The sequence below is a fragment of the Eubacterium sp. BL-380-WT-2B genome (assembly GCF_009696115.1).
Lineage (GTDB): Bacteria > Bacillota > Clostridia > Eubacteriales > Eubacteriaceae > Eubacterium > Eubacterium callanderi.
In genome coordinates this window covers 545,035-571,656 of the sequence record NZ_VUMP01000002.1, presented here as the reverse complement: position 1 = coordinate 571,656, position 26,622 = coordinate 545,035, and the positions used below count along the sequence as shown (strand labels likewise).

At 47.1% G+C, this 26,622-nt stretch carries 22 protein-coding genes; 5 read left to right on the top strand and 17 right to left on the bottom strand.

Annotation, left to right across the window (positions count from 1 at the left end):
- Positions 1 to 3: 3 nt before the first annotated feature.
- The 7 genes from FYJ53_RS05605 to FYJ53_RS05575 form a co-directional block, all read right to left on the bottom strand.
- The gene (locus tag FYJ53_RS05605) at positions 4 to 2,406 is read right to left on the bottom strand and encodes a U32 family peptidase (protein ID WP_154557104.1); all 2,403 of its coding nucleotides are present in this window, start codon (positions 2,404 to 2,406) and stop codon (positions 4 to 6) included.
- A 168-nt stretch (positions 2,407 to 2,574) separates the two neighbouring features.
- On the bottom strand, positions 2,575 to 4,206 hold the full coding sequence (locus FYJ53_RS05600) for a D-alanyl-D-alanine carboxypeptidase family protein (RefSeq protein WP_154557103.1): 1,632 nt from the start codon (positions 4,204 to 4,206) through the stop codon (positions 2,575 to 2,577).
- A gap of 14 nt (positions 4,207 to 4,220) precedes the next feature.
- Positions 4,221 to 7,139 carry an insulinase family protein gene (locus tag FYJ53_RS05595; protein WP_154557102.1) on the bottom strand — a complete coding sequence of 973 codons (2,919 nt, stop codon included), beginning with the start codon at positions 7,137 to 7,139 and terminating at the stop codon, positions 4,221 to 4,223.
- Positions 7,140 to 7,200: 61 nt separating this feature from the next.
- The gene (locus FYJ53_RS05590; RefSeq protein ID WP_371720443.1) at positions 7,201 to 8,541 is read right to left on the bottom strand and encodes a replication-associated recombination protein A; all 1,341 of its coding nucleotides are present in this window, start codon (positions 8,539 to 8,541) and stop codon (positions 7,201 to 7,203) included.
- Between the two features lie 30 nt (positions 8,542 to 8,571).
- Entirely contained in the window at positions 8,572 to 10,590 is a 2,019-nt protein-coding gene (locus FYJ53_RS05585) for an Eco57I restriction-modification methylase domain-containing protein (RefSeq protein WP_154557101.1), read from the bottom strand.
- 81 nt (positions 10,591 to 10,671) lie between these two features.
- Complete coding sequence (gene glyA, locus FYJ53_RS05580) at positions 10,672 to 11,901, bottom strand: serine hydroxymethyltransferase (RefSeq protein ID WP_154557100.1); 1,230 nt, start codon at positions 11,899 to 11,901, stop codon at positions 10,672 to 10,674.
- A 31-nt stretch (positions 11,902 to 11,932) separates the two neighbouring features.
- Positions 11,933 to 12,133, bottom strand: coding sequence for a hypothetical protein (locus FYJ53_RS05575; protein WP_038352611.1), 201 nt, complete (start codon positions 12,131 to 12,133; stop codon positions 11,933 to 11,935).
- Positions 12,134 to 12,351: 218 nt separating this feature from the next.
- Here FYJ53_RS05575 and FYJ53_RS05570 point away from each other — a divergent pair, with 218 nt between their 5' ends.
- Together FYJ53_RS05570 and FYJ53_RS05565 are read left to right on the top strand one after the other, a co-directional pair.
- Entirely contained in the window at positions 12,352 to 12,609 is a 258-nt protein-coding gene (locus FYJ53_RS05570) for a GlsB/YeaQ/YmgE family stress response membrane protein (RefSeq protein ID WP_013381565.1), read from the top strand.
- Positions 12,610 to 12,638: 29 nt separating this feature from the next.
- Positions 12,639 to 12,797 carry a hypothetical protein gene (locus tag FYJ53_RS05565; protein ID WP_154557099.1) on the top strand — a complete coding sequence of 53 codons (159 nt, stop codon included), beginning with the start codon at positions 12,639 to 12,641 and terminating at the stop codon, positions 12,795 to 12,797.
- Positions 12,798 to 12,982: 185 nt separating this feature from the next.
- Here the strand turns inward: FYJ53_RS05565 and FYJ53_RS21105 are convergent, their stop codons facing one another.
- The 4 genes from FYJ53_RS21105 to FYJ53_RS05550 form a co-directional block, all read right to left on the bottom strand.
- On the bottom strand, positions 12,983 to 13,159 hold the full coding sequence (locus tag FYJ53_RS21105) for a hypothetical protein (protein WP_167617851.1): 177 nt from the start codon (positions 13,157 to 13,159) through the stop codon (positions 12,983 to 12,985).
- Between the two features lie 103 nt (positions 13,160 to 13,262).
- Positions 13,263 to 14,543, bottom strand: a complete 1,281-nt coding sequence (serS, locus tag FYJ53_RS05560) for a serine--tRNA ligase (RefSeq protein ID WP_154557098.1) — start codon at positions 14,541 to 14,543, stop codon at positions 13,263 to 13,265.
- 222 nt (positions 14,544 to 14,765) lie between these two features.
- Positions 14,766 to 15,707: a diguanylate cyclase domain-containing protein gene (locus FYJ53_RS05555; protein WP_154557097.1), complete on the bottom strand. Its 942-nt coding sequence runs from the start codon at positions 15,705 to 15,707 to the stop codon at positions 14,766 to 14,768.
- A gap of 483 nt (positions 15,708 to 16,190) precedes the next feature.
- Complete coding sequence (locus tag FYJ53_RS05550) at positions 16,191 to 16,976, bottom strand: HAD family hydrolase (RefSeq protein ID WP_041690359.1); 786 nt, start codon at positions 16,974 to 16,976, stop codon at positions 16,191 to 16,193.
- Positions 16,977 to 17,138: 162 nt separating this feature from the next.
- Between FYJ53_RS05550 and FYJ53_RS05545 the strand changes: the two genes are divergently transcribed.
- Complete coding sequence (locus FYJ53_RS05545) at positions 17,139 to 18,575, top strand: sensor domain-containing diguanylate cyclase (protein WP_154557096.1); 1,437 nt, start codon at positions 17,139 to 17,141, stop codon at positions 18,573 to 18,575.
- A 26-nt stretch (positions 18,576 to 18,601) separates the two neighbouring features.
- Here FYJ53_RS05545 and FYJ53_RS05540 read toward each other — a convergent pair whose 3' ends face one another.
- Positions 18,602 to 18,892, bottom strand: a complete 291-nt coding sequence (locus tag FYJ53_RS05540; protein ID WP_013381572.1) for a hypothetical protein — start codon at positions 18,890 to 18,892, stop codon at positions 18,602 to 18,604.
- A gap of 324 nt (positions 18,893 to 19,216) precedes the next feature.
- The gene (locus tag FYJ53_RS21620) at positions 19,217 to 19,342 is read right to left on the bottom strand and encodes a hypothetical protein (protein WP_013381573.1); all 126 of its coding nucleotides are present in this window, start codon (positions 19,340 to 19,342) and stop codon (positions 19,217 to 19,219) included.
- A 201-nt stretch (positions 19,343 to 19,543) separates the two neighbouring features.
- On the opposite strand from FYJ53_RS21620, the gene FYJ53_RS05535 reads away from it, so the two are divergent.
- On the top strand, positions 19,544 to 19,726 hold the full coding sequence (locus tag FYJ53_RS05535) for a FeoB-associated Cys-rich membrane protein (RefSeq protein ID WP_013381574.1): 183 nt from the start codon (positions 19,544 to 19,546) through the stop codon (positions 19,724 to 19,726).
- 19 nt (positions 19,727 to 19,745) lie between these two features.
- Here the strand turns inward: FYJ53_RS05535 and FYJ53_RS05530 are convergent, their stop codons facing one another.
- Both FYJ53_RS05530 and FYJ53_RS05525 read right to left on the bottom strand, forming a co-directional pair.
- Positions 19,746 to 20,192, bottom strand: coding sequence for a flavodoxin (locus FYJ53_RS05530; RefSeq protein ID WP_013381575.1), 447 nt, complete (start codon positions 20,190 to 20,192; stop codon positions 19,746 to 19,748).
- A gap of 109 nt (positions 20,193 to 20,301) precedes the next feature.
- Entirely contained in the window at positions 20,302 to 20,706 is a 405-nt protein-coding gene (locus FYJ53_RS05525) for a DUF3887 domain-containing protein (RefSeq protein WP_013381576.1), read from the bottom strand.
- Positions 20,707 to 20,860: 154 nt separating this feature from the next.
- On the opposite strand from FYJ53_RS05525, the gene FYJ53_RS05520 reads away from it, so the two are divergent.
- Complete coding sequence (locus FYJ53_RS05520) at positions 20,861 to 21,319, top strand: hypothetical protein (RefSeq protein ID WP_090414654.1); 459 nt, start codon at positions 20,861 to 20,863, stop codon at positions 21,317 to 21,319.
- A 19-nt stretch (positions 21,320 to 21,338) separates the two neighbouring features.
- Here FYJ53_RS05520 and FYJ53_RS05515 read toward each other — a convergent pair whose 3' ends face one another.
- Positions 21,339 to 24,845 carry an FAD-dependent oxidoreductase gene (locus tag FYJ53_RS05515; RefSeq protein ID WP_154557095.1) on the bottom strand — a complete coding sequence of 1,169 codons (3,507 nt, stop codon included), beginning with the start codon at positions 24,843 to 24,845 and terminating at the stop codon, positions 21,339 to 21,341.
- 14 nt (positions 24,846 to 24,859) lie between these two features.
- On the bottom strand, positions 24,860 to 26,620 hold the full coding sequence (locus tag FYJ53_RS05510; RefSeq protein ID WP_154557094.1) for an NADH-quinone oxidoreductase subunit NuoF: 1,761 nt from the start codon (positions 26,618 to 26,620) through the stop codon (positions 24,860 to 24,862).
- Positions 26,621 to 26,622 lie beyond the last annotated feature (2 nt).

The following is a 26,622-nucleotide window of genomic DNA, read 5'->3' as shown; positions in this document are numbered from 1 at the left end:
TTGCTATTCAACTCCTCGTTTGAAATTTCCTTTTGTATAGCGGACTCCGGCACGGCCGGGCATAGAGCCGAAAACACCCTTGTCGAGCGCATCCCGGTAGTAGCCTACCACAGTCTCCAGCTCCTCTGTCCCTTCGTCTGTGGCATATATCCGCCATTTATCAATATGCTTCTGACGCTTCAGCTCCTCTTTTAAGAGAAGGATATCGCCGTTGTAAATATGAATGATATTATCAACATCCTTGTACAGCGGGAAGGAGGCACCCCGCTCGTCAGTCAGGGCTGCCCAGCCACGGTATCTCTGGCAGCCTCTACATTGCTTGTCCGCACAGTTGTACACACAGTTGGCGCTCACCATGATCTCCTGCCGGCCATACACGGGCAGCACACAGCTGATGGCTGAGCGCTTTGCCAGGGCAGCCACCTCCGTGGCACTCAGTTCCGGCGACAGCACACCGCCGTCCGCCTGCCATTCCTTTAGCTGCTTCATTGCCAGAACGTTAAGCAGATTAAAAGGCTGGTCGGCTTCTCTGTAAACCGGCCTGTCCTGAAACAGGCTCAGCACCTCATAATTTTTTAAAAGGACGCCATCATGATCCAGTCCGCAGAAGTCTTCGAGACGAGCCTTTAGCCGCGCGGACGCTACAGTGTCCATAATCCTCGGAAAGGCCAGCAGCACACGCTTACCGCATACGTGGGCGTGGGCAATGGGTGCCTCACAGTCCTGTGGCCTGCTGAGATCCTGTACCGGAAGCACCAGCTCATCCACAACCAGACCGCAGAGCGCCTCAAACGCTGCCCTGTCAGCTGGTTCCAACGACAGGAGGGGTTTTTTCACCGCCTGCCTGACTGGGATCTCACGGCTGAGTGAAAAGACCACCGGCGCAGCCTTTTCTTCTTTCTGTTCAGCGTCCAGAGCATCCACGATCTCCCGGCGCAGCGCATTCAGCTCGCCCTTTGTCAGGAAGATTCCCGGCTCGATGTCTGCGTCCAGACCATCAAACTGGTAACCCGTACCTCCCAGCCGTTCAAACTGTCTGGACAGCATCTCACAAGTCAGCGGCAGCTTCTGGGCTGCTGTAGGCATGATGTTTGAGATTCTGGTCACCACTTGTCCTCCCGCCTCCGCAGTAACCTCTGTCTGTTTACCAAGAGCCAGTCTCAGTCTGAAGCGCACAGTCTGCTGCCGGACATGCTTCGCCGCCCGGCTCTCACGTTTCAGCCTTCTGGTCAGTCGGGCGTCGTGGTTACGGTAGACTGGTGTGCCGGCAGGCACCTCAAACCTGCTTGGCACCTTAATCTTTATACCCGGTTTTTCTGAGGATAACGGGTGTCCTTTTAAATCGAAAAGCGCGTCGATCCGCATTCCCTTCTCAGAGTCCTCCCCAAAAGACAGACCGTCGCCCACCGAAAAGGCTGTGTCCGGCAGAGCCTCGATCAAAAGCCTGCCACCCTCACAGCCAATGACATGGCCTGCCAAAATCCCCCGGTTGCGCCCCACCACATCGCCAATAACCTGCGGATCACTAAAAAGGCGACCCTCTGTAAAAGAACGGTTGAACACCTGGGCCAGCTCTTTTTCCGTGATGGACGGTGCCTTTCCTTTTTCGTCCACAGCGTTCAGAGCTTCACGGTAGGCCCGGGTCACAGCGTACACATACTCTGGACTTTTCATCCGCCCCTCAATCTTCAGCGAGTCAATGCCTGCCTGTGCCACTTCATTAAGCCTGTCTTTAGTGTTCAAGTCCTTCATACTGAGCAGATAGCCTTCCTTAATCAGACGGTTATCCGCATCTCTCAGCTGATATTTTTTACGGCAGGGCTGGGCACAAAGCCCCCGGTTGCCACTTCTGCCGCCAATCGTGCTACTCATCAGGCACTGGCCTGAATAGGCATAGCAGAGAGCGCCGTGACAGAAAAGTTTGACCTCTACCCGGGTTTGCTCGGCGATCATGGCTGCTTCCGAAATGGGCATTTCCCTTGGAAGCACTACCCGCATAAAGCCCAGCTTTTCAAAAAACAGGGTGCCCTCAAGGCCGTACACAGATCCCTGTGTACTGGTTTGAAGCCTGAAATCAGGAAAATATTTTTGCAGCAGAAAGATCAGCCCCGGATCCTGAACAATAAGGCCATCAATACCCAGGCCTGCCAGAAAGTTCAGATAATGTACTATATCCTCAAACTCTTCATCCTTGATGAGAATGTTCAGCGTCACATAGACCTTCACGCCATACTGCCTGCACAGCGCTACAGCTTCTGTCATTTCCGTTTCGTCCATATTGCCCGCATTGCGTCTGGCATTAAAAGCCTTGCCCCCAAAATAGACCGCATCTGCCCCGCCGTTTATGGCCGCGCGAATGCTCTCCAAGGTGCCGGCTGGCGCCAGCAGCTCAGGTATTTTGTACATTATTCCTTCCTCCTTTATTTTATCGTATGAACCATTGGTCTATTATAACCTTTTTAACCGCAAAACAAAACAGGTAATCATAAACAGAATCCATAAATCACAAATCTTTCGCACACACAAAGCCCCGGACAGCGCTTGTCCGGGGCTTTGTGTGTATTTATTCAGTTTTTATCGCTTTTTTGCGCCTGTTCGCGGGCCTTGCTGCGGGCGGCTGCCCGACTGCCCAGAGGTTGGGCGTTTTTTCTTTTGTACCGGCCGTGCGGTGGCGTTCCGCTCCACAGGTCTTCCCGGCGAAGCTGAGCCAGAGGACTTTCTCCTTGGCGCGCTGCCAGAAGGGCGTTTCTGCTGGGGCTTGCGCGGGGGCTCACCCGCGGTGGTTTTACGCGAAGGTATCCCTGATCCGGTATAGCTCTGAGATTCATAGAGCTTCCGTTTCGCCATTCTTCGGGCCCGAGCCTGTTTTGCCCGCATAATTTTCCGTTTGCGGTAAACATAAAAGCGGAAAAAGACAAACAGGATCACCAACAGCGGAATGCCGATAAAGGCTGCAATTCTCAGATAATCCCAGAAATTTCTGGGACGAATCTGGTTCTGGGCGTACAGCGGTGTCGATTTTACCGAATCGGTTCCCTCGTAGATGGTCAGTGTCCCGACCTGGACGTCGGGCTCAATGTCACCCACTACCTTCAGCCCCTTATCGGTATCCGCCAGAAGGCTGGTGTCCCAGGAGACCTTGGCAGTATATTTATCTTCCTGTCCCTTTGGAATCATGGAGCTGTAGGCTTCCTTTGTCTTGACCGACAGATTTTTGCCGTCCTTGTAATGGGCATTAATTACCGTAAAATCCTTATAATGTCCAGAATCATCAGTCCAGTCCAACAGACGGTTATCGTCAAAGGCAGCGTTGATAGTATTGCTGGCCTCGGCAAAAATGCCCTTTTCGTCGCCCTTCATAATCACTCCGACAATCTTTGCGTCGCCATCCTCGGCGTTATAGACAAAGCAGCGGCCAGCTTCATCGGTGTTGCCAGTTTTACCGCCCTTTGCCTTAGCGTTATAGTAAGGATTATCGGTTCTTCCCTCCTCAATGGTTCCACCGTAGTCGGCGGCATCCTTGTAGAGAAGCATATCGGTATTTTTCCATTTCTGTGGTTCGCCGCGGTTGGTAGTCATTTCATAAACCTTGGTGCCCTCTACTTTTGAGATGGTCTCATTGGTGAAGGCTGTCTTCCCGATCACCGCCATATCCGCCGGTGTGGTGTAATGGTCGGGGTCATGGAGGCCGTGGGCATTTTTAAAATGTGTATTCTTAAGGCCCATCTGCTGTGCCTTGGCATTCATTTGATCCACAAAAACCGACATGGCCTGATTATAGTCCATCTTTTCATTTCCACTGATCTTACGCCCGATGTTGGCTGCGATCACGTTGGCTGCGTCGTTGCCCGACGGCAGCAGCAGTGCGTACAGCAGCTGTTCCCAGGTGTAAATTTCTCCAACCTCCAGATGGGCCACGCTGCTCTCGTAGCCGATGAGCTTGACCTCATCGCCCACGGTTACCTTATCATTCAGGCTTGAGCCCACATAGTCTAGAGCTGTTAAAGCGGTCATAAGCTTTGTCGTGCTGGCCGGATAGTAGCGTTCGTCTGCGTTTTGCTCCACCAGAACATCGCCGCTGTTCACCTCAAAGACAACAACTCCCTCGTCGGGGCCAAAGGAAGGCATCGCCGCCCACGCACTGCTGCCAAAGCCCCCAAATACCAACAGCAAAGCCCCTAAAACTGAAATAATTTTCCTCTTCATTGATCCCCGCCACACTATTTAATATATTTTATTTCTTTAAACTCTTCCTCAGCTGCGCGCACTGCTTCCTCGCTCCCGATGACACAGAGCACATTTTTGTCCATGGCCTCACGAATCATGGCTGCGGTGCTGCGCAGGCTTTCATTCGTCGTCCCAAGGATTTCATCTCGTTCCTTCTGAAGATCCTCCTGGGTGGTCTTGTTAAAATACATAGTATCTGCCGCGTCTGCTTTCAGGGCTGTCGATAAAGGCACATCCTTACTGCTGATGGTCCCGATAATATATTTTTCCATTTCCCGCCTGGAGACCTCCAGATTTTCGACGTACTCAAAGGCCTCGTTATAGGCATCCAGTGTTTTGGACAGGTTAGGATCACGGAAAGAGGCAAAATAAAGCTCTCCGGCTCGATTGATGCCGAAATGCGCGCCGTAAGCCCCACCCTGGACACGGATGCGGTTCCAGAGGTAATCCATAGCTAGGATGGATTTAAGCACCAGCATACTGCCATTGTAGCTGTAACCAAGCTCTCGGATATTAAAGCCTTTGGAAACATACTGAATCTTGGCGGCTGTCATAAAGCCCTCATCCTTGACCGCCAGGTCAAAATGGTAGCCATAGGTTTCCAGATCACGGTCCGGCAGGTTTTCTAAAAATCTGCCCACTGCTTCAAGTACTGGCTCCTTCAGCTCCTTGTCACCAGTGATGCTGATGATCAGGCCTTTTTTATTAAAGATCGTATTCGCAACTTCCTTCAGTTTATCGGAAAGATCTTCCCATCGTTCGTCAAAGTGATCGTCGATATCTGCCAAGAACTGGTAAAACTCAACACCGCCAAGCTCTTCAAACATTCTGGCAGACTGGGAATAATAGGACTGGAGACGCTGGACACTCACTGTGTGTCCACCCATCAGGAACTGGTTTTCCTTGTTCATACGGATTTCACTCACAATGTCCTCGATCAGGTGGCGCTCGTCAAAGCGGCTCCGTAAAATCGTGGATTCGATGAGCTCCAGCAGACGCTTGACGTTGGCACCTACCGCTTTGCCCTTGATGGCAAATTTGCTCTCGTAGCATCCGCTCTCCTTGATATTATCATAAGTTTCAACACTGGAGGAGATGCCGCCAGTGCTGATCTCAATTTCCTGGTTCAGCCGTTCATAGTCATAATCCTCAGTGCTGACCCGGCCGATGATTTTATTGACCAGAGACAAATATTTCAGATCCTCCTGGGGGACGGTGTGCGTGTCAAAGTAGAACTTGACATAAGCGATACCTCCGGTATACCCCGGATGATATAGCAACTTATGTCCCTTAAATTCTTCTTCATAAAGAACGACTTTGCGGGCTTTTTTATTGATTTCGTCAAGACTCAGCTTCGGAATGCTCTCGAGAGCTTCAGGGCTGTCCTCGGTGTTCTGTCGTTCTAAAAGCGCCTGTGTATCCGCCACCAGGTCATCCAGTTCTTCTGGTGACAGGGATCTCTTATAGGCTTCCAGCTTATCGCTGAGGGCCTTTTCTTTTTTTTCAGCCAGGCTGCTGTCCGGGTGAATGCTCACAAATGCCTGGTGCGGGTTGCCCAGCAGGTAACGCGCGATCAAAGCCTCAAAGCCCCGGTTTTCACTGCTCATACGGAGCTTAGAAATCGCGTCGCGATACTTCAGATGTGACAGCGGGTCGCCGCCATAAAGCCAGGTATCAAACATTTCCAGTCCGTACATCAATCCCTTGGGGTAGGAGCCATATTCACCCTCAATAAGCATAAATTCGTTGATGTTGATACCAGCTTCCACGCTGCGCTTATCAAGACCGTTTTTCACCAGATCTTCCAGAGTCTTTTCCACTGTCTCGATAAACAGCTCTTTATATTTTTCATCCGTATGCTTGAGCACAATGGAGAAATAAGGCTGCTTCATGGAGCTGGAATAAGCGTAATCCACCTCTTTACAAATGTTAAGGTCTAACAGAGCCTTTTTGAGCGGCGCAGAGTTTGCACCAAGCAGGATGTGGCCCAGCACGTCAAAGGCCAATATATCCTCAAAGGTCGGCTCGTTTTCCAGCACATAGCTCAGAGAAAGATAGTCCTTGTTTTTCTGATCCTCATCCGACGGAATCGGGTAGCTGTCTGAGGCGACAGCCATCTCCTCAAAGGGTACCTGTGTCGGAATCTCACTGTCAATATCTGCACGGTCAAACTGGCTCAGATAGGCCTCGTCCAGATATTTTAAATGAGCGTCCATATCGCCGTCACCGTAAAGGTAAATATAAGAATTGGACGGATGGTACAGTTTTTTATGGAACGCGGCAAAATCCTCAAAGGTAAGGTCCGGAATGTTTTCCGGGTAGCCGCCGGATTCCTCGCCATAAATTGAATCTGGATAAAGGGTCTGGAAGATTTTACGCTGTAGCACTTCCTCAGGGCTTGAGTAAACGCCTTTCATCTCATTGTAGACCACGCCGTTATAGGTAATGGGATCCTCCTTGTTTTCAAGATGGTAGTGCCACCCCTCCTGATGAAAGATGTGCGGCGTATTGTAAATGTCTGGATAGAACACCGCGTCCAGATAGACGTCCATCAAATTCATAAAATCCTTGTCGTTGGTACTGGCAATGGGATAGACTGTCTTGTCCGGATAGGTCATGGCGTTTAAAAAAGTGTTCATGGAACCCTTGGCCAGTTCTACAAAAGGCTCCTTGACCGGGTATTTTCTGGAGCCGCATAAAACGGAGTGCTCCATAATGTGGGCCACACCGGTACTGTTGTCCGAGGGTGTTCTGAACCCAATGTGGAACACCTTGTTATCGTCATCGTTGGATATATAGATGAGGCGGGCCCCGGTTTTATCATGCTCAAAAACCCGGGCAATGCCGTTTACTTCTTCAATATTTTCCTCCCTCAAAAGGGTGAATCCATGTAGGTTGTCGTGTACTTTCAATCTGTTTCTCCTTATTTTGTATTTTGATGCGGTTCATCGCGTATTTTTATCTATACCATTTTTATTTTGTCTTTACTTCCCAGTTTTTCAGATGCTCCAGCCGATCTTTGATCTTTTGCTCATAGCCGTTCTCTGTCGGCTCATAAAACCGTGTTCCGGCCAGATCGTCCGGCAGATACTGTTGGGGGTAGTAGTTGCACGGATGACTGTGGGGATAAACGTAGTTCAGCCCTCTGCCCAGCTTTTCGCTGCCTGGGTAATGAGAATCTCTCAAATGTCCCGGCACTTCGGAATTGGACTGATACCTCACAGCGGAGGAAGCAGCGTCCAGACCTGCGTAAGAGGCGTTGCTCTTTGGGGCAGAGGCCAGAAAGGTTACCGCCTGGGCCAGGTTGATGCGCGCCTCAGGCAGCCCGATCATCTCGACGGCCCGGGCAGCAGCTGTGGCCACCACCAGCGCCATGGGCTCTGCGTTTCCAATGTCCTCAGATGCGGAAATCACAATCCGTCTTGCAATAAATTTAGGGTCTTCTCCGGCTTCCAGCATCTTGGCCAGCCAGTAAAGGGCCGCGTCAGGGTCTGAGCCCCGGATGCTTTTGATAAAAGCCGAGATGGTGTCATAGTGATTGTCACCCTTTTTATCATACTGTACAGCCTTTTTCTGGATACACTCCTGTGCTGTTTCAAGGTCGATATGGATATAGCCCTGATCGTCCTTCTCCTTGGTCAGTATCCCAAGCTCCAGCGCGTTGAGCGCGCGCCGCACGTCACCGTTAGAAACGGCTGTCAGGTGATCCAGGGCTTCTTCGTCCACCTTGACCTTCATGCTGCCGTAGCCCTTTTTCTTGTCGGTAACGGCCCGTCTCAGTAGTCCCTTGATCTCATCGTCTGTCAGAGTCTTGAATTCAAAGATTGTCGATCGTGACAAAAGCGGGGAATTGATTTCAAAATAAGGGTTCTCTGTTGTCGCGCCGATCAGTACCACCAGTCCGCCTTCCACGCTCGGCAGCAGTGCATCCTGCTGCGCCTTGTTAAAGCGGTGGATTTCGTCGATAAAAAGAATCGACTTACGGTTATAGATACCCAAATTATCCTTCGCCTTGTCTAAAATTTCTGTAATTTCTTTTTTACCGGAGGTTACAGCGTTCAGCTCGTAAAAAGCAGCCTGTGTCCGGTGAGCTATAATCTTAGCCAATGTGGTCTTGCCGGTTCCCGGAGGACCGTAAAAAACCACCGACGAAAGCTTGTCCGCCTCAATAAGGCGGTAAAGCAGCTTGCCTTTTCCGATAATATGGGTCTGTCCGACAAACTCATCCAGCGTGGTCGGGCGCATCCTCACCGACAGCGGTGCGTTGTCCTCGATCTGGTTTTCATAGTTCATGTCAAAAAAAGATGCCTGCACGTTGCCTCACCCCGTTTCTATCATTCGTTTTTACTGTTTTTCTATCCAGTTGATTTCTTCTTCATTTATGTCAAAATACCCATAAAGCCAGCGGTCAACCTCCAAAAGTAAGGCCTCCCGATCTTTTTTCTGGGTAGTCTCAGTCAAGTTTATAATTTTATCATAAAAACCCTTAAATTTGTCCGAAATTTCCATGCTCACGTCGGGAATTTTCAACTTTAGCACAGTATTGGGATAATACTCATATAAATCAACGCCAAGCTTTTTAGCAAAGGACTTAAAATAAAAGTTGTAAAGGCGGCTGTTTAGCAGCAGCACTAAAAACTCCTCATTAACCTGACTGTACAGCCGGTTCTTCAGTGTGAGACCATAAATGTCCGCACTGAAGAAATAGCGATTCTCGTCAATAGCAAAACGGTTGTCCTTTGCCTTATATGGGAAGATGATCTTTTTTTTCATAAAGCACTCAGGATTTCTGCCCCATTGGATGGCGTACCAGGGCAGGCGCCCGTTTTTACACTCCCGCCGGCTGGTCAGCTTTCCCCTGAATTGCTTCAGGTAAACTTCCTCATAGGGGTGTTTCTCAATGGCCTCAATCTCATTGGTATACAAAATCTGTTTGACCGGCGGTGTAATCTCAAAGGCGTGTACATTCCGGTTTTTTATCCATGGATGCAGAAACCGCGGGTTAAAGTTATACGCAGCCAGCTCATCATCGTCAAAGATAAAAGCTTTGTCATTGCCTGTGATGATCCCCTGAAAGCTGTCCACCAGATTCTCCAGGGTAAAGGGGGCGCGGTTCTCAATTTTTTCCACGACCGTTTTTGTCCTGGGACCATACAGCCGCCACAGTCCATCATCCATCTGGCTCTGGCTCGTCTCAAAGTCTTCGTGAAGCTTCGGCTGGCTGCTCTCCAAATCCTCGATATAAACCGGCGTTTCCCGCAGCTTACCTTTCTGGACAAAGAACCGGGAAACCCGCGCCGCATGCCGCGTGGGCGCCCTGCCCTTTACCAAAAGGCTCAACGCCGGGTCAATGCCGATGCCGCCTATAACACGCAGGCCATTAAAATCAATGAGACGTTTAATGGTAAAATGCTCACGGATAAACTTCCGAAGGGCCTGCGCGTTGTAGGCTTCCATAAAATACCGGGAGGTCAGGAATAAAAGCCTTCCTTTGTCCTTCAGAAGTTCATATCCACGTTCAAAAAAGCAATAGGACAAATCCCCTTTGTTTTGATAAACATCGCTGTAAAAGGCCTTCAGGTGTTTCATATATTCCGAGTCGATTTCCTTATGCCCAACATATGGCGGGTTGCCGATCACCACATCAAAGGCGCTGTCTTTAAAATCTGCCGATGCCTTATCCAAGCAGTCACCTACCATGATACCGGCCGGATAGCAATATTTTTCCCCTTTTAAAGCCAGCGTGATCCGGGTCACCAGCACTGCCAAAGGATCTTTATCCACACCGCACAATGATTTCTGGAGCAGCCGCTTGTGTACAGTCTCCTTTTCCAAATCCTTAGTGTTCTTCAGGATATAGTCATAGGCTGCGCTGAGCAGCGACCCGCTGCCACAGGCCGGGTCCAGAATTTTTTCTTTTCTCACAACGCTCACACACAATGAAACCATATACTCTGCCAGAACATCTGGTGTGTAAAAAATTCCCTGGCTCTTTTTATGGCTGCGGTGCAGACACTCCTCATACAGCTCTCCGATGACGCTGGCATTTTTATTTTCAAAGCTGTCCGTATCCTCGATAAAACGCTTCACATCCTCCCAGATCAGCCCGCTCAGGGTCAGTTTTCCCTCATCAGTCCAGTGATGGGCGTTTGAGACGCCGCGGCTCCATACCCGCAGGATGCCGCCAACGGTAAAGTCCATCCTCAGTTTCTGGGCATTTTTCCTGTCTAAAACGACGCGGCCATTATCCACTAAAAATTTCAGCATCAATATTTTAATGAGAAAGAGCAGCATCTCGCCCTTGTTCTCAACATAATCGTAACGTTTATAGACCTCATCGATCTTCTGTATTATTTCCTTCATCCCGGGAATCACTCCTTAGTCATACTCAGACCATTATAACAAAAAAAGATGCTGATGGACAGCATCTTCATAAATTCTCTTTTATTCGTATAAAGGATATTTCTTGGTCAGGTAGGCCACCTTTTCTTTTGCCAGCTCCAGGTCTTTTTTGATCAGTGCTGCCTCAAAGGCGTCTGCGATAACCGACATATCTTCTTCATTCATACCGCGGGTAGTGACAGCCGGTGTCCCCACACGCACACCGCTTGTCACAGTCGGCTTCTGCTTATCATAGGGGATGGCGTTTTTATTGGCGGTAATATTAACACTGCCCAGGATATCATCAGCCTCTTTACCAGTCAGGCCAACAGCGCTGACGTCCACCAGCATGAGGTGGTTATCTGTCCCGCCGGACACAATGCGGAAGCCCTTATCGGTAAGCGCGTTGCACAGTGCCTTGGCATTCTTGATGATCTGCTTCTGATATTCTGTGAACTCCGGACTGGCAGCTTCCTTAAAAGCCACTGCCTTTCCGGCAATAATATGCATCAGCGGCCCCCCTTGAATCCCCGGGAACACAGCTTTGTCGATTTTTTCCGCAAATTCCTCCTTACACAGAATAAGGCCGCCCCTTGGACCACGCAAGGTTTTATGGGTCGTGGTGGTGACAAAATCCGCATAGGGTACCGGGTTCTGGTGCAGTCCCGCTGCCACCAGGCCCGCAATATGGGCCATATCGACCATCATCAGCGCATCGTTGGCCTTGCAGACCTCTGAGATCCGTTCAAAATCAATGGCTCTCGGATAAGAGCTGGCCCCTACAACCACCAGTTTCGGCTTCTTTTGGACGATCAGCCGTTCCAATTCTTCATAGTCAATGGTCTCAGAGTCCGGGCTGACGCCATAAGATATAAAATTAAAGTATTTTCCTGAAAGGTTTACCTTGCTGCCGTGGGTCAGATGTCCCCCCTGGTCCAAACGCATCCCCAGTACCAGATCTCCGGGTTCTAGCACGGCAAAGTACACTGCTGTATTGGCCTGTGCCCCGGAATGGGGCTGGACATTGGCGTGGTCAGCGCCAAACAGTGCTTTGGCGCGTTCTCTCGCGATCCGTTCTATCTCATCCACAAATGCACACCCGCCATAATAACGGGCTCCTGGTACGCCCTCGGCATATTTATTGGTCAGATGACTGCCCATGGCCTCCATCACAGCCTCTGAAACAAAGTTTTCGGAAGCGATGAGCTCGATATGGCTTTGCTGCCTTTTGAGCTCCTTTTCCATAAACTCATAGATCTCCGGGTCTTCTCTTTTTACGTGTTCAAAATTCATTCTTTCTCCTCCACATACGCTCTTTTTCTGTTTATTTTAAATATTGGTTATCATTTTGCCGGTTAGACAGTTTTTCTAACGAGATGGCGATGCTCTTCACATAGGCCATCATTTCTTCCATTTTTGCTTTAAAGTAAAAAACAAACATAATTCCGGCCATCAAAAACAAAATTAAGATGATCGGAACAATGGTCCAGGCCGTACTGGCCAGGCTATTCATAAAAGTATTCATATTTTCTCCTAAGTTTGTCAATTTGAATTGTCCTCAATACAAAGACTATCGTCTGCAAATTAGTTACATACTATTTTAACACGAAAATACATTATTGCAAGCAGATTTTAAATTTTTCCTGTTCCTTTTTAACGCTTAAATAAAAAAACGATAAAATGTTTAGAAATTCTGCGCAGAGGTATATATATGTATAAAATTACTATAAAGGAGTGACAATTATGTTCCACCTGATTTGGGTTTTAATTATCGGCGGCATCATCGGTGCCATTGCCGGAGCTATAACAAGCAGAAGACTACCGGCCGGCTGGGTCGGCAACATCGTTGCCGGGATCATCGGCTCATATCTCGGTGAATTACTTTTAGGTAACTGGGGACCGCAGATTGCTGGTATGGCGGTTTTTCCGTCCATCATTGGAGCAATCATCCTCGTTGTCATCGTATCCCTTATTCTTGGTTTGGGAAGAAAAGAAAGCTGAACACAGCATAAATAAAGGAGGAATCACCCATGGCACGTTTATTACGCGCAGCTGCCGCCATTGGCGCAGCTGTTTTAATCTTTAGTCTTTTGAAAAACAAAAGTGCTGAAAAAGCATCTGATGGCGAAAGCCTGAGAGATAAGGCAGAAGAAGCTGTTGAAGAGACAGCCTCAGCCATTTCTGAATAATTGACCGAGTCCGGCGCCGCCGGACTTTTTTTATGTAAAAAACATCCCGGGGTGCAGCCGGGATGTTCTTTTGGGGAAAATGCTAAGCGCTCTTGTTCACTAAAAAAGAGGCGATGTTCTTGGAAACAAGCTCATTCTACACCACCTCTGCGTTAAGATTCAAGCCAAACAGTCTAAAAATTTCGTTAAAATTCTGCAAAGCTCTGTTCTTTGGCTTTCACCTGGCTTTTAAACTTTTCAATGACCTCGCCAACCGTCAGGCCGTCCACCACCTCGCCTGTCTCGTTGATAATGCCCTGTATCCGTTCATCACTGTAGATTACATCCATATAGTGCCCCTGGTATTCTTTTGCTAGCTTCATTTCAGGTTCCTCTTTCGTAGATTGATACCATTGTATCTACCCAATCTTCCCGTAAAAAAATCATAAAAGGAGATGTATTTTCCAATACACCTCCCCTCTGATTCTATTGAATTTTTTCCTTGCCGCCCATGTACATACGCAGCGGTTCTGGAATATTAATGGTACCGTCCTCGTTAATATTATTTTCAAGGAAGGCGATGAGCATACGCGGAGGCGCAACCACAGTATTGTTCAGCGTATGGGCAAAGTATTTTCCTTTTTCCTTGCTGCGGACGCGGATGCCCAGACGCCGTGCCTGCGCGTCGCCCAGATTGGAGCAGCTGCCCACTTCAAAATATTTCTGCTGACGCGGTGACCACGCCTCAACATCAATACTCTTGACTTTCAGGTCTGCCAGATCTCCTGAGCAGCATTCCAGTGTGCGCACAGGAATATCCAGTGAACGGAAGAAATCAACCGTGTTGGTATACAGTCTCTCAAACCACATCATGCTGTCTTCCGGCTCGCACACCACGACCATTTCCTGTTTTTCAAACTGATGGATACGGTAAACACCGCGTTCCTCAATCCCATGTGAGCCTACTTCTTTTCTGAAACATGGTGAGTAGCTTGTAAGGGTCTGTGGCAGCTGGTTTTCGTCTAAAATGGTGCCAATGAATTTACCGATCATGGAGTGCTCGCTGGTACCGATCAGGTAGAGATCCTCGCCCTCGATTTTATACATCATGTTTTCCATTTCAGAGAAGCTCATAACACCAGTGACCACATCGCTGCGGATCATAAACGGCGGAATGTAGTAGGTAAAGCCCCGGTCAATCATAAAGTCACGGGCATAGGACAAGATACCTGAGTGCAGTCTCGCGATGTCGCCACTCAGATAATAAAAGCCATTACCACTGGTCTTACGGGCACTGTCAAGATCCACACCATTGAATTTTTCCATAATATCAATGTGGTAGGGAACCTCATATTCCGGTACCACGGGTTCGCCAAAGCGTTCAACCTCAACATTTTCACTGTCGTCACGTCCGATGGGAACAGAGGGATCAATGATGTTTGGGATTACCAGCATTCTTTCACGAATATCTCCTTCAAGCTTTGCCTCCAGAGCTTCTAACTCTTCCAGCTGCTTGTTAATTTCCACAACCTGTGCCTTTGCCTTTTCAGCTTCATCCTTCTGCCCCTTGGACATAAAGCCGCCGATTTGCTTGCTGATGGTGTTACGCTGTGCTCTGAGAGTATCTCCCTCGGTTTTGGAGTCACGATACTTTCTGTCCATTTCGACAACTTCATCAACCAGAACCAGCTTTTCATCCTGGAACTTTTTACGGATGTTTTCCTTCACAAGCTCTGGATTGGTGCGCAGTAATTTAATATCTAACATGTTTCCTCCTTGAATCTATAAGGTGCATCTTTGCTGCCTAACGACAATCAAAAATCCCTCTTGCTCATTATTATTTTACAGATACCACCAATTATAACAAATCTAAAACAAAATAGCCATTCTCTCATGGTCGAAATACCATTAATTCAAAAATTTTTTTGTCTCCACCCAAAAAGCACAAAGCAGCGTATCCTGTGCCGCTTTGTGCTTCATTCGTTTCTTTTATTTCGTTTCGCCTTCAACCTGAGTCAGTACAGATTGGAAAGGCAGGCTGGTACAGCTTTCATCATAAAACTGGTACCCATCCTTTCCTGAACGTTTCAGGTGGTAAAGAGCCTGGTCTGCTTTACAGAAAAGAATACCATAGCAGTTCCCATCCTCTGGATACCGCGCCACACCAATACTTCCAGTGATTTGTCCCTCGGCTGTATAGCGCCTGAAGTTCTCACAAATACCAGCAATTTTTTGTTTCAGCCGCTCCACGGAAGAATAATTTCGAAAAAAAATCATAAACTCATCCCCGCCGATCCGTCCTACCGCATCCCCGGGCAGGGCGCAGCTTTTTAAATTTTCAGCCATCTGCTTCAGCACTTCATCGCCGTACAGATGTCCGAAGCTGTCATTGATGGTCTTAAAGTTATCAACGTCGATGAAGCACAGGGCCCCGCACTGGGTCTCGGGATTGTTCAATATCCCTCCGATCCTGTCTTCCATGGCCTTTCGGTTAAAGATTCCCGTCAGAGCGTCATTCTCTGCCTCATTTTTCAGCTTTTTAAATTCCCTTTTATGGATTCCCAGCTCAATAATATTCTCTACTCGTCTCTTTATCACAACAGGATCAAAGGGCCTTGTCAAAATATCCAATGCACCAAGCGCATAGCCCCTGCGCGCTGCTATTCCAGGCTCCTCTGCAGCGATTAGCACCACGGGCAGTGCTTCTGTCAGCGCCTCATCCTGCATATGCTCAAGAACCTCCAAGCCGTCCATCACTGGCATCACCACATCCAACAGCACCGCCGCCAGCATATCCTGGTTTTCACGTATACAGCACATGGCCTCATATCCGTTTTCAGCCTCTAAAATCTCGAAGGTGTCCTGAAACATCATCCCCAAAATCTTCCGGTTTTGTTCCATATCATCAACTATTAATATACTCTGACGCATACTGTCCACCCCCTTACCTGCTCTCCGCTCTGAAGAGTCTTTCTAAAAATACCACCTGGCCGAGCCAATAGCTGACCAGGTGGCCAAAACACAGGAAACATCATAAAAAAAGCCGTGCAGGGACACGACACCCATACACAGCTAAAAGTCATTAAAGCGAAAAAATGCTTACACAAATAAGCCTACCAAAAAATATAGGTCTTCTCTTGTTTTTGGAAGAAAAATAGCCTATAATAATCAGTATGCGGTACGGCCCCCACGGGACGTTGTGTATGGTGGTAGTGTCACCCTGCGCAAGCCGGACAGTGCTCCCAACACTTTCCGGATGCCGCATTTGTTTATTTAGTTTTCCTTATGCATTATTATACGTCTTTATTCCTTTTTAAGCAATCATTTTATATTATTTTTCTTCCAATTTCTCCTGTTTACTGCAATAAAAAAGGGCAGTACGTCTTTTTTCAAAACGTCTGCCACAGGCTGTCTTTACTTGAAATATGCCCTTATTGCTTCCACCACACCGTTTTCATCATTGGATTTTGCCGTATAATTGCAGATTTCCTTAAGCTGTGGATGAGAATTTTCCATAGCATAGCTGTATTTTCCGGTTTTCATCATCTCATAATCATTAAGGTAATCACCAAAAAGCATGGTCTCCTCATAACTGATCCCGTATTTTTCCTGAATTTTGCTGATGGCTGTTCCTTTGTTACAGCCCGGGTTTGAAAGATCCACCCAATGTTCACCCGAAACAGCGATCTCCATCTGTTCTCCAAAGGCCTCCAAAAGCGGAACATGGCTGTTTATTTCAGCATTCACATAGTCGTAGACGGCAATTTTACAGATATCATCTTCAGCTGCCAGAATATCGTCCATTATCTCATATCGGCGGTAATACATCTTAATGTTTTCCAAAAGCTCCGGCTCATCGCTTTCAGCGTAAGCTCCCTTCAGTCCACAGATGACAGGGCTGGCTCCGGTTATCTTTCGGATCTCTTTTACAATTTCTTGAACAGTCTCCCTGTCAATCACATTGGCAAAGCTGTTCACATCATTCTCAAAAACCACCGAACCATTTTCAGCGATGAAAATCATCTTATCCTTTACCGGCTCAAAAATATGTTCCAGATTATAATATTGTCTGCCGCTGGCTGCTGCGAAGCGGACACCCTGTTCTGCGAGCGACTCAATCAATGGGAAAAGCTCTGGTGAAAGCTCTTTATTACTGTCTAAAAGCGTACCGTCCATATCTGCCGAAATTAATTTAACCATTTTTAGCAAACCTTTCAATTCAGTATTTCTTTTTTGCATTTTTTATCTTATAATACCTAATAATAACACTAAAAGAACGGTATGACCAGATGGTAAGCCATTGTTTACCATTTCAATTTTTGCTGGTAGCCTTTGTGGTTAAGGGATGAGGGGGATTGGATTATGCTTAGGAAAAGGACGTCTTCCAATATAATATTGATTGCCATTGTGGTTGTACTCGTTTTATTGTCTGTTGTCAGCTTTGTTCTGTATCAAAACAATACTCGAAATATCCTGGCAGAAAAATCAAAAGCTGACATGAAAAAATCCACTGACCAGAGCATCATACTGACCAACAGCCTGATCGACAACTACTTCAGTGAGCTTGACACCATTGCTATTTTCTGTAGCGTCAACACCGGCATTAATGACCATGAAATATTTGAACTTCTCCAGCAGAAAAATCTGGGAAACACTTATTCTCAAATCGGAGTTGCCGGCCTTGACGGCTTCATTTATACCGGCAGCGGCTCGAAACAAAATGTATCGGGCCAGGATTATTTTCAGCGTGCCATTAAAGGCGAACGCGTAGTCTCAAATGTTATCACTGACGCCAATACAGGGCGGGATATCATTGTCCTCGCCATTCCCATTGAGCGTAACGGTGTCATCACTGGCGCTGCCTGTGCCCAATACGATGTCCAGTCCTTCACCGACCTGCTTAGCAGTTCACAGTTCAAGGGCGCTGGCGCAACTATGATCATGCAGAAAAACGGAAAAATGGTCTCGAGCTATGTCGGTATGGAGGCTTTCGATACGTTTTACGAAGCTCTTGAACAACAGATGGAATTCAGAGGAGAAAATACTCTCGAAAGCTTCAAATCCCGTGTAAAAAACGAAGAATCCGGCCTGTTCACCTATTTTCGCAATAATAATGAGCGCTACGTCTATTTTGAGCCCGTCGGCATTAACGACTGGACCATGATCTCACTGGTGATGGCTGAGACCATTGACAAGCAGACTACCGCCATCAACGCCGGAGCTTTTGTTCTGATGATTTTCAACATTCTGCTTTACGGCGTTATCCTGGCCATCGTCATCGCCATTATCAAACGCTTCGGAAAACAGATGGAAGCCAACCAGCGCGATCCACTCACACGTCTTTACAATAAAGACATTGCACATACCATCATTGAACGCCATTTGAAAAAAGAGGGGCAAAAGCAGCGTCATGCCTGTTTTTTCCTTGACATTGATGATTTTAAGCACATCAATGACACTTACGGGCATCAGACCGGCGACGACGTTCTTTTTTCTGTGGCCCAGATACTTCTTCACTGCTTCCGGGAAACAGACATTATCGCCCGCTTTGGCGGCGATGAATTTGTTGTCTGGATCAAAGACCTGCCGAGTGCAGATATTGTAAGACAAAAGGCTGAAATGCTCTGCAACATTACTGCTGCCGGTCCTAATATCCCCATTTCACTAAGCATTGGCATCGCCTGGTATCCCAGTGACGGCACTTCCTACACAGAAGTTATGCAACACGCTGATGAAGCCCTTTACCGAACCAAACATTCCGGAAAAGGCAACTATCAGTTTTACAGTGATCTACAATAAAAAAAGACGGACGTGTCCGTCTTTTTTTAATCCTCATATGTCTCGATCAATCGCTCGATATTTGCAATGGTCTCTTTCTCAAACAAAGGGCAGAAGAGCTCTACCTCTGTCCTCAGCCGTACCTCGTCATAAAAGCGGTTCAGCTTGTCCTCCATCACATATTCATCCATTATTTCAGGGTTGATGTCTTTAAAAAAGCCTTCGCCCATTTCCGTGATAAGATCTGCTTCATCTGGCGACATGGGTGCCAGTGTGATGAACTCCAGAGGGTACTCTTCCAGTCCAAGATAGATTGTAATGCGTTTTATTTCTTCCATTCTATTACCTCTCGTCTATGCTTGCTCATCGTTAAAAAAATTCAGAGCATTTTTGGCAGTTCACTCCACCAGTGTACATAAAAGCGCACTCTCTTCATCTGTAAAGTTTTCTGTCAAAATCTTCAATCAGTTTTTTGTATTGTTTTTATTTTCTGATAACAGGCCTTTGCCTTATCTGTGGGATACAGACAGATGGTTCGTTTTTCTCAGCTGTTTGTCTCCTTGGTTACAAATCTTTTTTTGCCCGCTGAGCGATACCTCTGGTAATATAAATCAAAGACTGCAGCATATCCTGAGTGATTCCAGGCTCCCCGCAGATTTTTATCACAAAAAATGCTGGCCTAAGTTGAGGATTCTCTCAGACGATTCCTTATCCAGAGCCATTCCTGTAAAACGATTTGTTACCGACAGCCACTTCACCAGATTTCCTGAAGACTCAAGTTTATCCATAATATCCTCTTTAGTTCCAGACATCCGCAAATAATTCGTTGAGTCTGCGTTTATTATAGCTTACTGTTCCCAGCTTGTCAAAATCAACCTTAGCTTAAATTCCTTTTTGCCCCTTGACAAAATATGTTAGAGCGTTTAAACTATAATTATAAGTTAAACTAAGCTTACTTTTGCGAATCCAATTGATAAGGAAGTGACAATATGAATTTGGCAACCTTTATTATTGCCGCCATTGTTTTTATTCCAATGGTGCTGATTATCTATAACCAGGTAAAAAAAGCTCGAAACGGCCAAACAGGTTGTGGTTGCGGCTGTAGCGGATGTTCTCATTCCAGCCAGTGCCATCCGGCTCAGGAAACGGAAATAAAAAAAGACAGGAAATGATTTTCCTGTCTTTTTTTTATTAAAAGCTTGCAAAGGCCTTTCCAAACTCAACACAGGCATGACGGCCGGCATCATCCGGGAATTCCTTGATCATCAGCCCTTCATCAAACAGACGTGCTCCGGTATGCCCGATCCGGTCTTCCCAGTCGCGCATCCATTCACCGTTGCCCCATCCATAGGAGCCAAAAAGAGCTACCTTTTTTCCCTTGAGCTTGGACTCAATTTCCTCAAAAAAAGGTTCAAAGGTATTCTTTTCAAGAGCTTCTCCATCCATGGAAGGGCATCCAAGGGCGACTTTATCATAATCCTCAATCCGCTCAATCGGAAACTGGCTTACATTATAAAGATCTGCTTTCTGTCCAGTCTCATCGATCCCATTGGAAATTTTTTCGGCCATGATCTCTGTATTTTCACTATTGCTCCAATAAATAACAGCAATATTTTTGTTATCTTCATTTTTTCTCATCATCGTTCTCCTTAACGGTTCATAAATCATCGAATATCTTAGTAAGAGGTATACCCCTGCGTTTGGAAATTAATCATATCTCGAACCAATATATCCGTTTTTTTCACTCTTAACCAGTATAAATTGATTTTATCTTTACCGTCCGATCAAACGCTACCACAAGCTCTGCTGTTCCTTTTTCAAAGGAACACACCACTGTAATCTTCAGCTCCTTATCCCAGCTATCGTCCTCAAGGCCAGCTATTTCTCTGAACTCGCCTTTTCCTTCAGACAGTCCCTCCCAGAGTATTTTGAGGTTCTGGGCATCCATTTCTTCTTTCGCTCTGGTGGTATATGGGAAATCGTCAGCCGCTTTTGCATAATCTCCTTCAGCCAGGACCTGCACCAACGAACGGGTGATTTCTTCAGATTTCGTCTTCGTATCCTCGCCATATTTTCCCTTGTTGCAAGCCGTAAAGAGAAGCATAAGTGATACTGCAACTAAAAAAAATGCCAGATATTTTTTCTTTTTCATTAATTCCTCACTTTCCTTAGCGTATTATATCTTCTATTGGGAATAATATCAAGTAAAAGACTTTTTCACAAATTCAAAAAGCTTTTGCTTTTCGTCTCTATTTATATTAAACTAGAGAGTAACCACAAATTCTCAAATAATAAAGGGGTATCTGATGAAACTTAAGATTAACTCGCGGGGAATTGGAAATGTTTTGCTGATTGCCCTTTTGGTTTTACTGATCATTCACATTCTGGTATTATTTGGAGTGGTATCACCCGACATTATCTGGGACACCACCATCACTGATAAGGCGTCAGTCGTAATTTCTGAATGGATTGCCATTTTTTTCATTCTGATGTTTATCTTTGGCATATTGCTCAAGCTAAACTATCTTCCTATGAAAGGCTTACGAAAAAGTGCGGACAGCATTCTCTGGATTATGAGCCTCTATTATCTGCTGAATATCATCGGCAACTTCATGTCTGACAATCCCATTGAAAAGCTTTTGTATGCTCCTTTAACGCTGATAATGATCCTTATGGCACTTCGCCTGATCTTTGCAAAGGATCTTGACCCAAAACACAGACGCAGAGCCCAGAAACGGCCTCAAAAAATACGAAGAGCTTCCTGAAACAGGAAGCCCTTCTTTTTTATTTGCGTGTTACCTTTTTAATTTCACCAGTGATTTCATTCATCAGGAAGTCCGTATATGGTATTTCCTCAAATAGGAAACCGTCCCTTTTCATCGGTACCAGACGGGCTGAGCCTTCACATCTGCCGCCTCGTATCTGGCCACCAATCTCAACATCTAACAGCTCAGGTATCGCTGTCTGCAGTTCTCTGCGAATCAGACCAGTACAGGTAGAACCAAGCTCTTCACCCAGAATTTTTCCAATTTCCACCACCATACCAATGTTGGTATAGGGCAGTGCGCGGGGGACAACTGGTGTGACACGCTGCATTTTGCCTTCGGTATTGATAAAGGTTCCTGCAACTTCTGGGAACGCCAGTGCCGGAAGAACAATGTCTGCCTTCTGGGCAGCCAAAGTCAGATGTGTATCTTGAACCATGATGAAATCATAGCCGGATAAATCTGCGTTGGGGTCTTCGCCAAAAATCATAATCCCCTTTGCATTGTCCAGTACTTCAGGTGTCTGAGTAACGCCCAGCAGGCCAAGTGCTTTGCTGTTATTTTTCTGTTCAACTCTGAAAACGCCGCGTCTCGGTCCATCACTCTTTCCTAAGAGAACCGCAATATCTGCTGCCAGAGCAGAAGCTTCTTCCGTGATATATTTGCCGCCAAGAACCACCATCGGGTGTTTTGCGTTCACCAGTGCATTCCCGATCATTTCAGATTCTTCGCTGATCTCGAGCGATGCCAGAGAATCCCTTAAGGCTTCTAAACCATCAGGTATGTCCACTGCTTTACGATTCTCAAGAACATATTTTGTAATTTCACCCAGGAAATCCAGGTCGTCACATTCGGTGGTGAATTCATCCCCAATGCGGTTCATCCCATCTTCAACAGCATTGATGAAGAAGATTGAAGCACCGCGTTTAGATGCCTGGCTGAGCTTATAGCGCAGTACAGGATTGTTTATACGCAGACATCCCAGCACCAGTATAGCGTCTGCTGAAAGGACTTCATCCATACTGTGGACTTCACCGCTGCATGGCAGCACGGCATCTTCGCCGTGGACAGTGTTGCTGAAGGAGAAGGTTTCTGCTCTCAAACTGTCTGCCAGCTTTTTAACCATGGCAATCTCTTCAGTAGTATATTTGGGTGAAACAGCAACTTTTAAAGCTTCCGCTCCATTTCTTGCAGAAATGGTCTGTGCTTTTTTGGCAATCGCGACAAAAGCGTCATACCAGTCTGTTTCCTCCAGCTGTCCCTTCGCATTTCGGATTAACGGTTTGGTCAGGCGGCCACCCAGCTGAACCTGGTTCGTTCCAAAACGTCCGCGTCCACACATCACGCCTTCATTATGCGCAGCGCTAATATTTGTTGGCACTGCTTTCACGATGGTGTTGCCCATGGTTTCAACTACCATCTGGCAGCCGGCGCCGCAGTATCCACAGGTTGTCAGTGTCTTTTTCGTATCGGTCGGTACGTTTTTGAAGCCTCTCGCCCGCTCTCCCAGTGCTCCGGTAGGACATACAGAGATACAGGTCCCACAGGAAATACAGCCGGAATCAGCCAGTTTTCCGCCAAGGGCCGGTACTACGACAGTATCAAAACCACGATTCATCAGGCCAAGAGCTGTCACACCAACTACCTCATCACAGGCGCGTACACAGCGCCCACAGAGAATACACTTATTGGGGTTACGTACAATAAACGGGTGGTCGTCTTCAAAAATCAGCTCTTCATTTTCACCGCTAAAGCGTTCTGGAGCCACATCATACTGATTGGCATAATCCACCAGCTTACATTCAAAGTAATCGTGACAGCCGCATTCCAGACAGCGTGACGCTTCTTCTCTGGCCTCCTCAGGCGTATAACCCTTAACGATTTCTTCAAAGGTATTCTTACGTTCCTCTGGTGACAGATGCGCCATCGGAGGCCGTTTATATTTCTTTTTGCCTTCCAGATAATCTGCGTCGATATCATCTCTGGTGACATAATAAGGTTTGCGATAATGGATTTCACGTCCCTGCAGATATTGGTTAATAAAACCGACCGCCTTTTTAGCTTCTCCAATGGCACGGATCGCAATAGAAGCTCCGTCATTTGCACAGTCACCACCTGCAAAGACACCTTCAAGGTTCGTTGTAAAGGTTTCTTCATCTACGACAACTGTATTAAACTTCGTCAGTTCAATTCCGTCCATACCTTCCGGGTCAATCCCCTGGCCAATGGCCAGAATAACAGTATCCACATCAATAAGTTCAGTTTCACCTTCAATTGGAACAGGACGGCGGCGGCCGCTGGCATCCGGTTCACCCAGCTCCATTTTCTGAAGCAGCATCTGCTTGACATGACCATCTTTATCTTTGATAATTTCAATCGGATTGCACAGGTTTTTAAAGATAACGCCCTCTTCCTGCGCTTCCTCGATCTCTTCCTGTTCAGCAGGCATTTCCGCTACCGTACGGCGATACACATTGTAAACTTCCTTTGCACCTAAGCGCACTGCGCTTCTGCAGGCATCCATAGCAGTATTCCCACCGCCAACAATGGCGACTTTGTCACCCAGGTTTGCCGGTTCATTATTGACAATCTGTCTGAGCAGTTCAATCCCACCAATGACACCATCAGCGTCAACGCCTTCACAGCGCAGCCCGCTGCTGGTCCAGGCGCCAATAGCAACATACATGGCGTCATGCTGTTTTCTCAGGCTCTCAAAGGGCATATCTGCGCCGATACGCACCCCTGTCTTAATGATGACGCCCATATCCTCAATCAGCTTGATTTCCTCATCCAGAACTGTTTTAGGCAGGCGGTATTCAGGAATCCCATAGCGCAGCATTCCACCGGCTTTGGGCATGGCTTCATAAATGGTGACCGCATGACCTGCTTTTCTCAGAAAGTAAGCTGCGGTCAGGCCGCCAGGGCCGCCACCGATAACGCCAATACTTTTGTGGGTATCTGGCGCGATTTCAGGCATAAACATTCCCTTGTCGATATCCAGATCCGCCGCAAAGCGCTTGAGCCATAAAATAGAAACAGGCTCGTCTACTAAACCCCGGCGGCAGGCCTTTTCGCAGGGATGCGGACAGACGCGTCCGATGGATGCCGGTAAAGGAAGGCGATCCTTGATCAGCTTGATAGCTTCCTCATATTCCCCATTGGCGATAAGCCCAACGTAACCCTGGCAGTCTGTCTGTCCCGGACATTCCAGCTGGCAGGGTGCCACACAATCGCCGATATGCTTGGATAACAGGAGTTCCAGATTTGTTTTTCTGGATTCCAGTACTCTGTCGGAATTGGTTGTGATGACCATACCCTCCGCGATGGGCGTTGCGCAGGCCTTCAATAGCTTTGGATTGCCCTCAACCTCTACCATGCAGAGTCCACAGGAGCCATAAACCTCGGTGCGTTCGTCATAGCAAAGAGTCGGGATGTCAATGCCATTTTCACGGGCAACGTCTAAAATGGTCTGTTCTGCAAAACCCGTTACTTCTTTTCCATTAATATTAATTCTTAATTTCTTCATGTCCCTCACTCCTCCTAATCCACGGTTACCGCATCGAACTTACAAACGCTGGCACATTTGCCGCACTTGATACATTTTTCCTGATCGATAACATGAACTTTCTTAGGTGCGCCCGATATAGCCTCAACAGGGCAGTTTTTAGCGCAACGGGTACAGCCAACGCATTTTTCTTCATCAATGCTGTAGGTAATCAGGGCCTTACAGCTGTGAGCTGTACATTTATGTTTGTAAATATGATCTTCATACTCATTTCTGAAATAACGCAATGTGGTAAGAACTGGATTCGGTGCGGTCTGACCAAGTCCGCACATAGAGCCCTCTTTAACCTTGAGACAGAGCTCTTCGAGAAGCTCGATGTCACCGTCACGTCCTTCGCCTTCTGTGATGCGTGTCAGAATTTCCAGCATACGCATGGTCCCAATACGGCAGTAGTTGCATTTACCGCAGGATTCTTTCCGGGTAAAATCCAGGAAAAACCGAGCCATATCAACCATACATGTAGTTTCATCCATAACAACCATCCCGCCGGAGCCCATGATCGCACCGGTTTTGGTAATGGAAGGGTAGTCGATAACCGTGTCCACCAGCTCAGCCGGAACACATCCACCAGATGGCCCACCCATCTGAACAGCCTTGAAGGCCTTGTCGTTTTTGATACCGCCGCCAATATCATAAATGACATCGCGGAGGGTTAGTCCCATTGGAATTTCAACCAGACCACCTTTTTTGATTTTACCGGTTAATGCAAACACTTTGGTGCCCTTGGAATTTTCATTTCCGAGCTGTCCATAGGTCTCCCCTGAATTTCTGAATATCCATGGCACGTTCGCATAGGTTTCAACATTATTAATATTGGTTGGTTTTGCCCAGTAGCCCTTCTGTGCCGGAAACGGCGGCTTGAGACGGGGCATTCCGCGCTCGCCTTCAAGTGATGCGATTAAGGCAGTTTCTTCACCGCAGACAAAAGCACCGGCACCTGCTTTGATTCTCAGATCAAAGCTGAAGGCTGAACCAAAAATATTTTCGCCCAAATACCCTTTTTCCCGAGCCTGTCCGATGGCATTTTCAAGACGCTTGATGGCCAGTGGATACTCAGCACGGACATAGACAACACCCTGTGCGGCGCCTATGGCCTTAGCGGCAATGATCATGCCTTCAATGAGGGCGTGGGGATCACTTTCGAGGACAGACCTGTCCATGAAAGCGCCAGGATCCCCTTCATCGGCGTTACAGACTAAATACTTAACATCCCCTTTTGCCTTATGAGCTTCGTTCCATTTAAACCATGTAGGGAAACCTGCTCCGCCTCGGCCAGCCAGACCAGCTACCTTAACGGTGTTGATTATGTCCTCCGGGGACATTTCCTTAATCGCTTTTTCAGCGGCTTTATAACCGTCTACGGCCAGATAATCCTCAATGCGTTCTGGATCGATAATACCACAATTCTGGAGCACCACGCGCTTTTGTTTAGCGATCATTTCCTTGTCCTGCGCGGCCATTTCCAGATCTGTAATATTTTTCTGCCCAAGGATATGTTCATCTACAATACGTTCGACATCAGAGGTATCTACATTAACATAGGTAATCTTATTGCCGGAAGGATCAACCACATCCACAATGGGTTCCAGATAACAGGTACCAATACAGCCGGTTTTTTCAAGATCGATGCTCAGATTCTTTGCGGTAATCTGGTCTTTAAAAGATTCTTCTACCTTTGCGGCGCCAGCAGCGATACCACAGCTTCCCTGTCCAATGATTATTTTATATTTTTCCATCG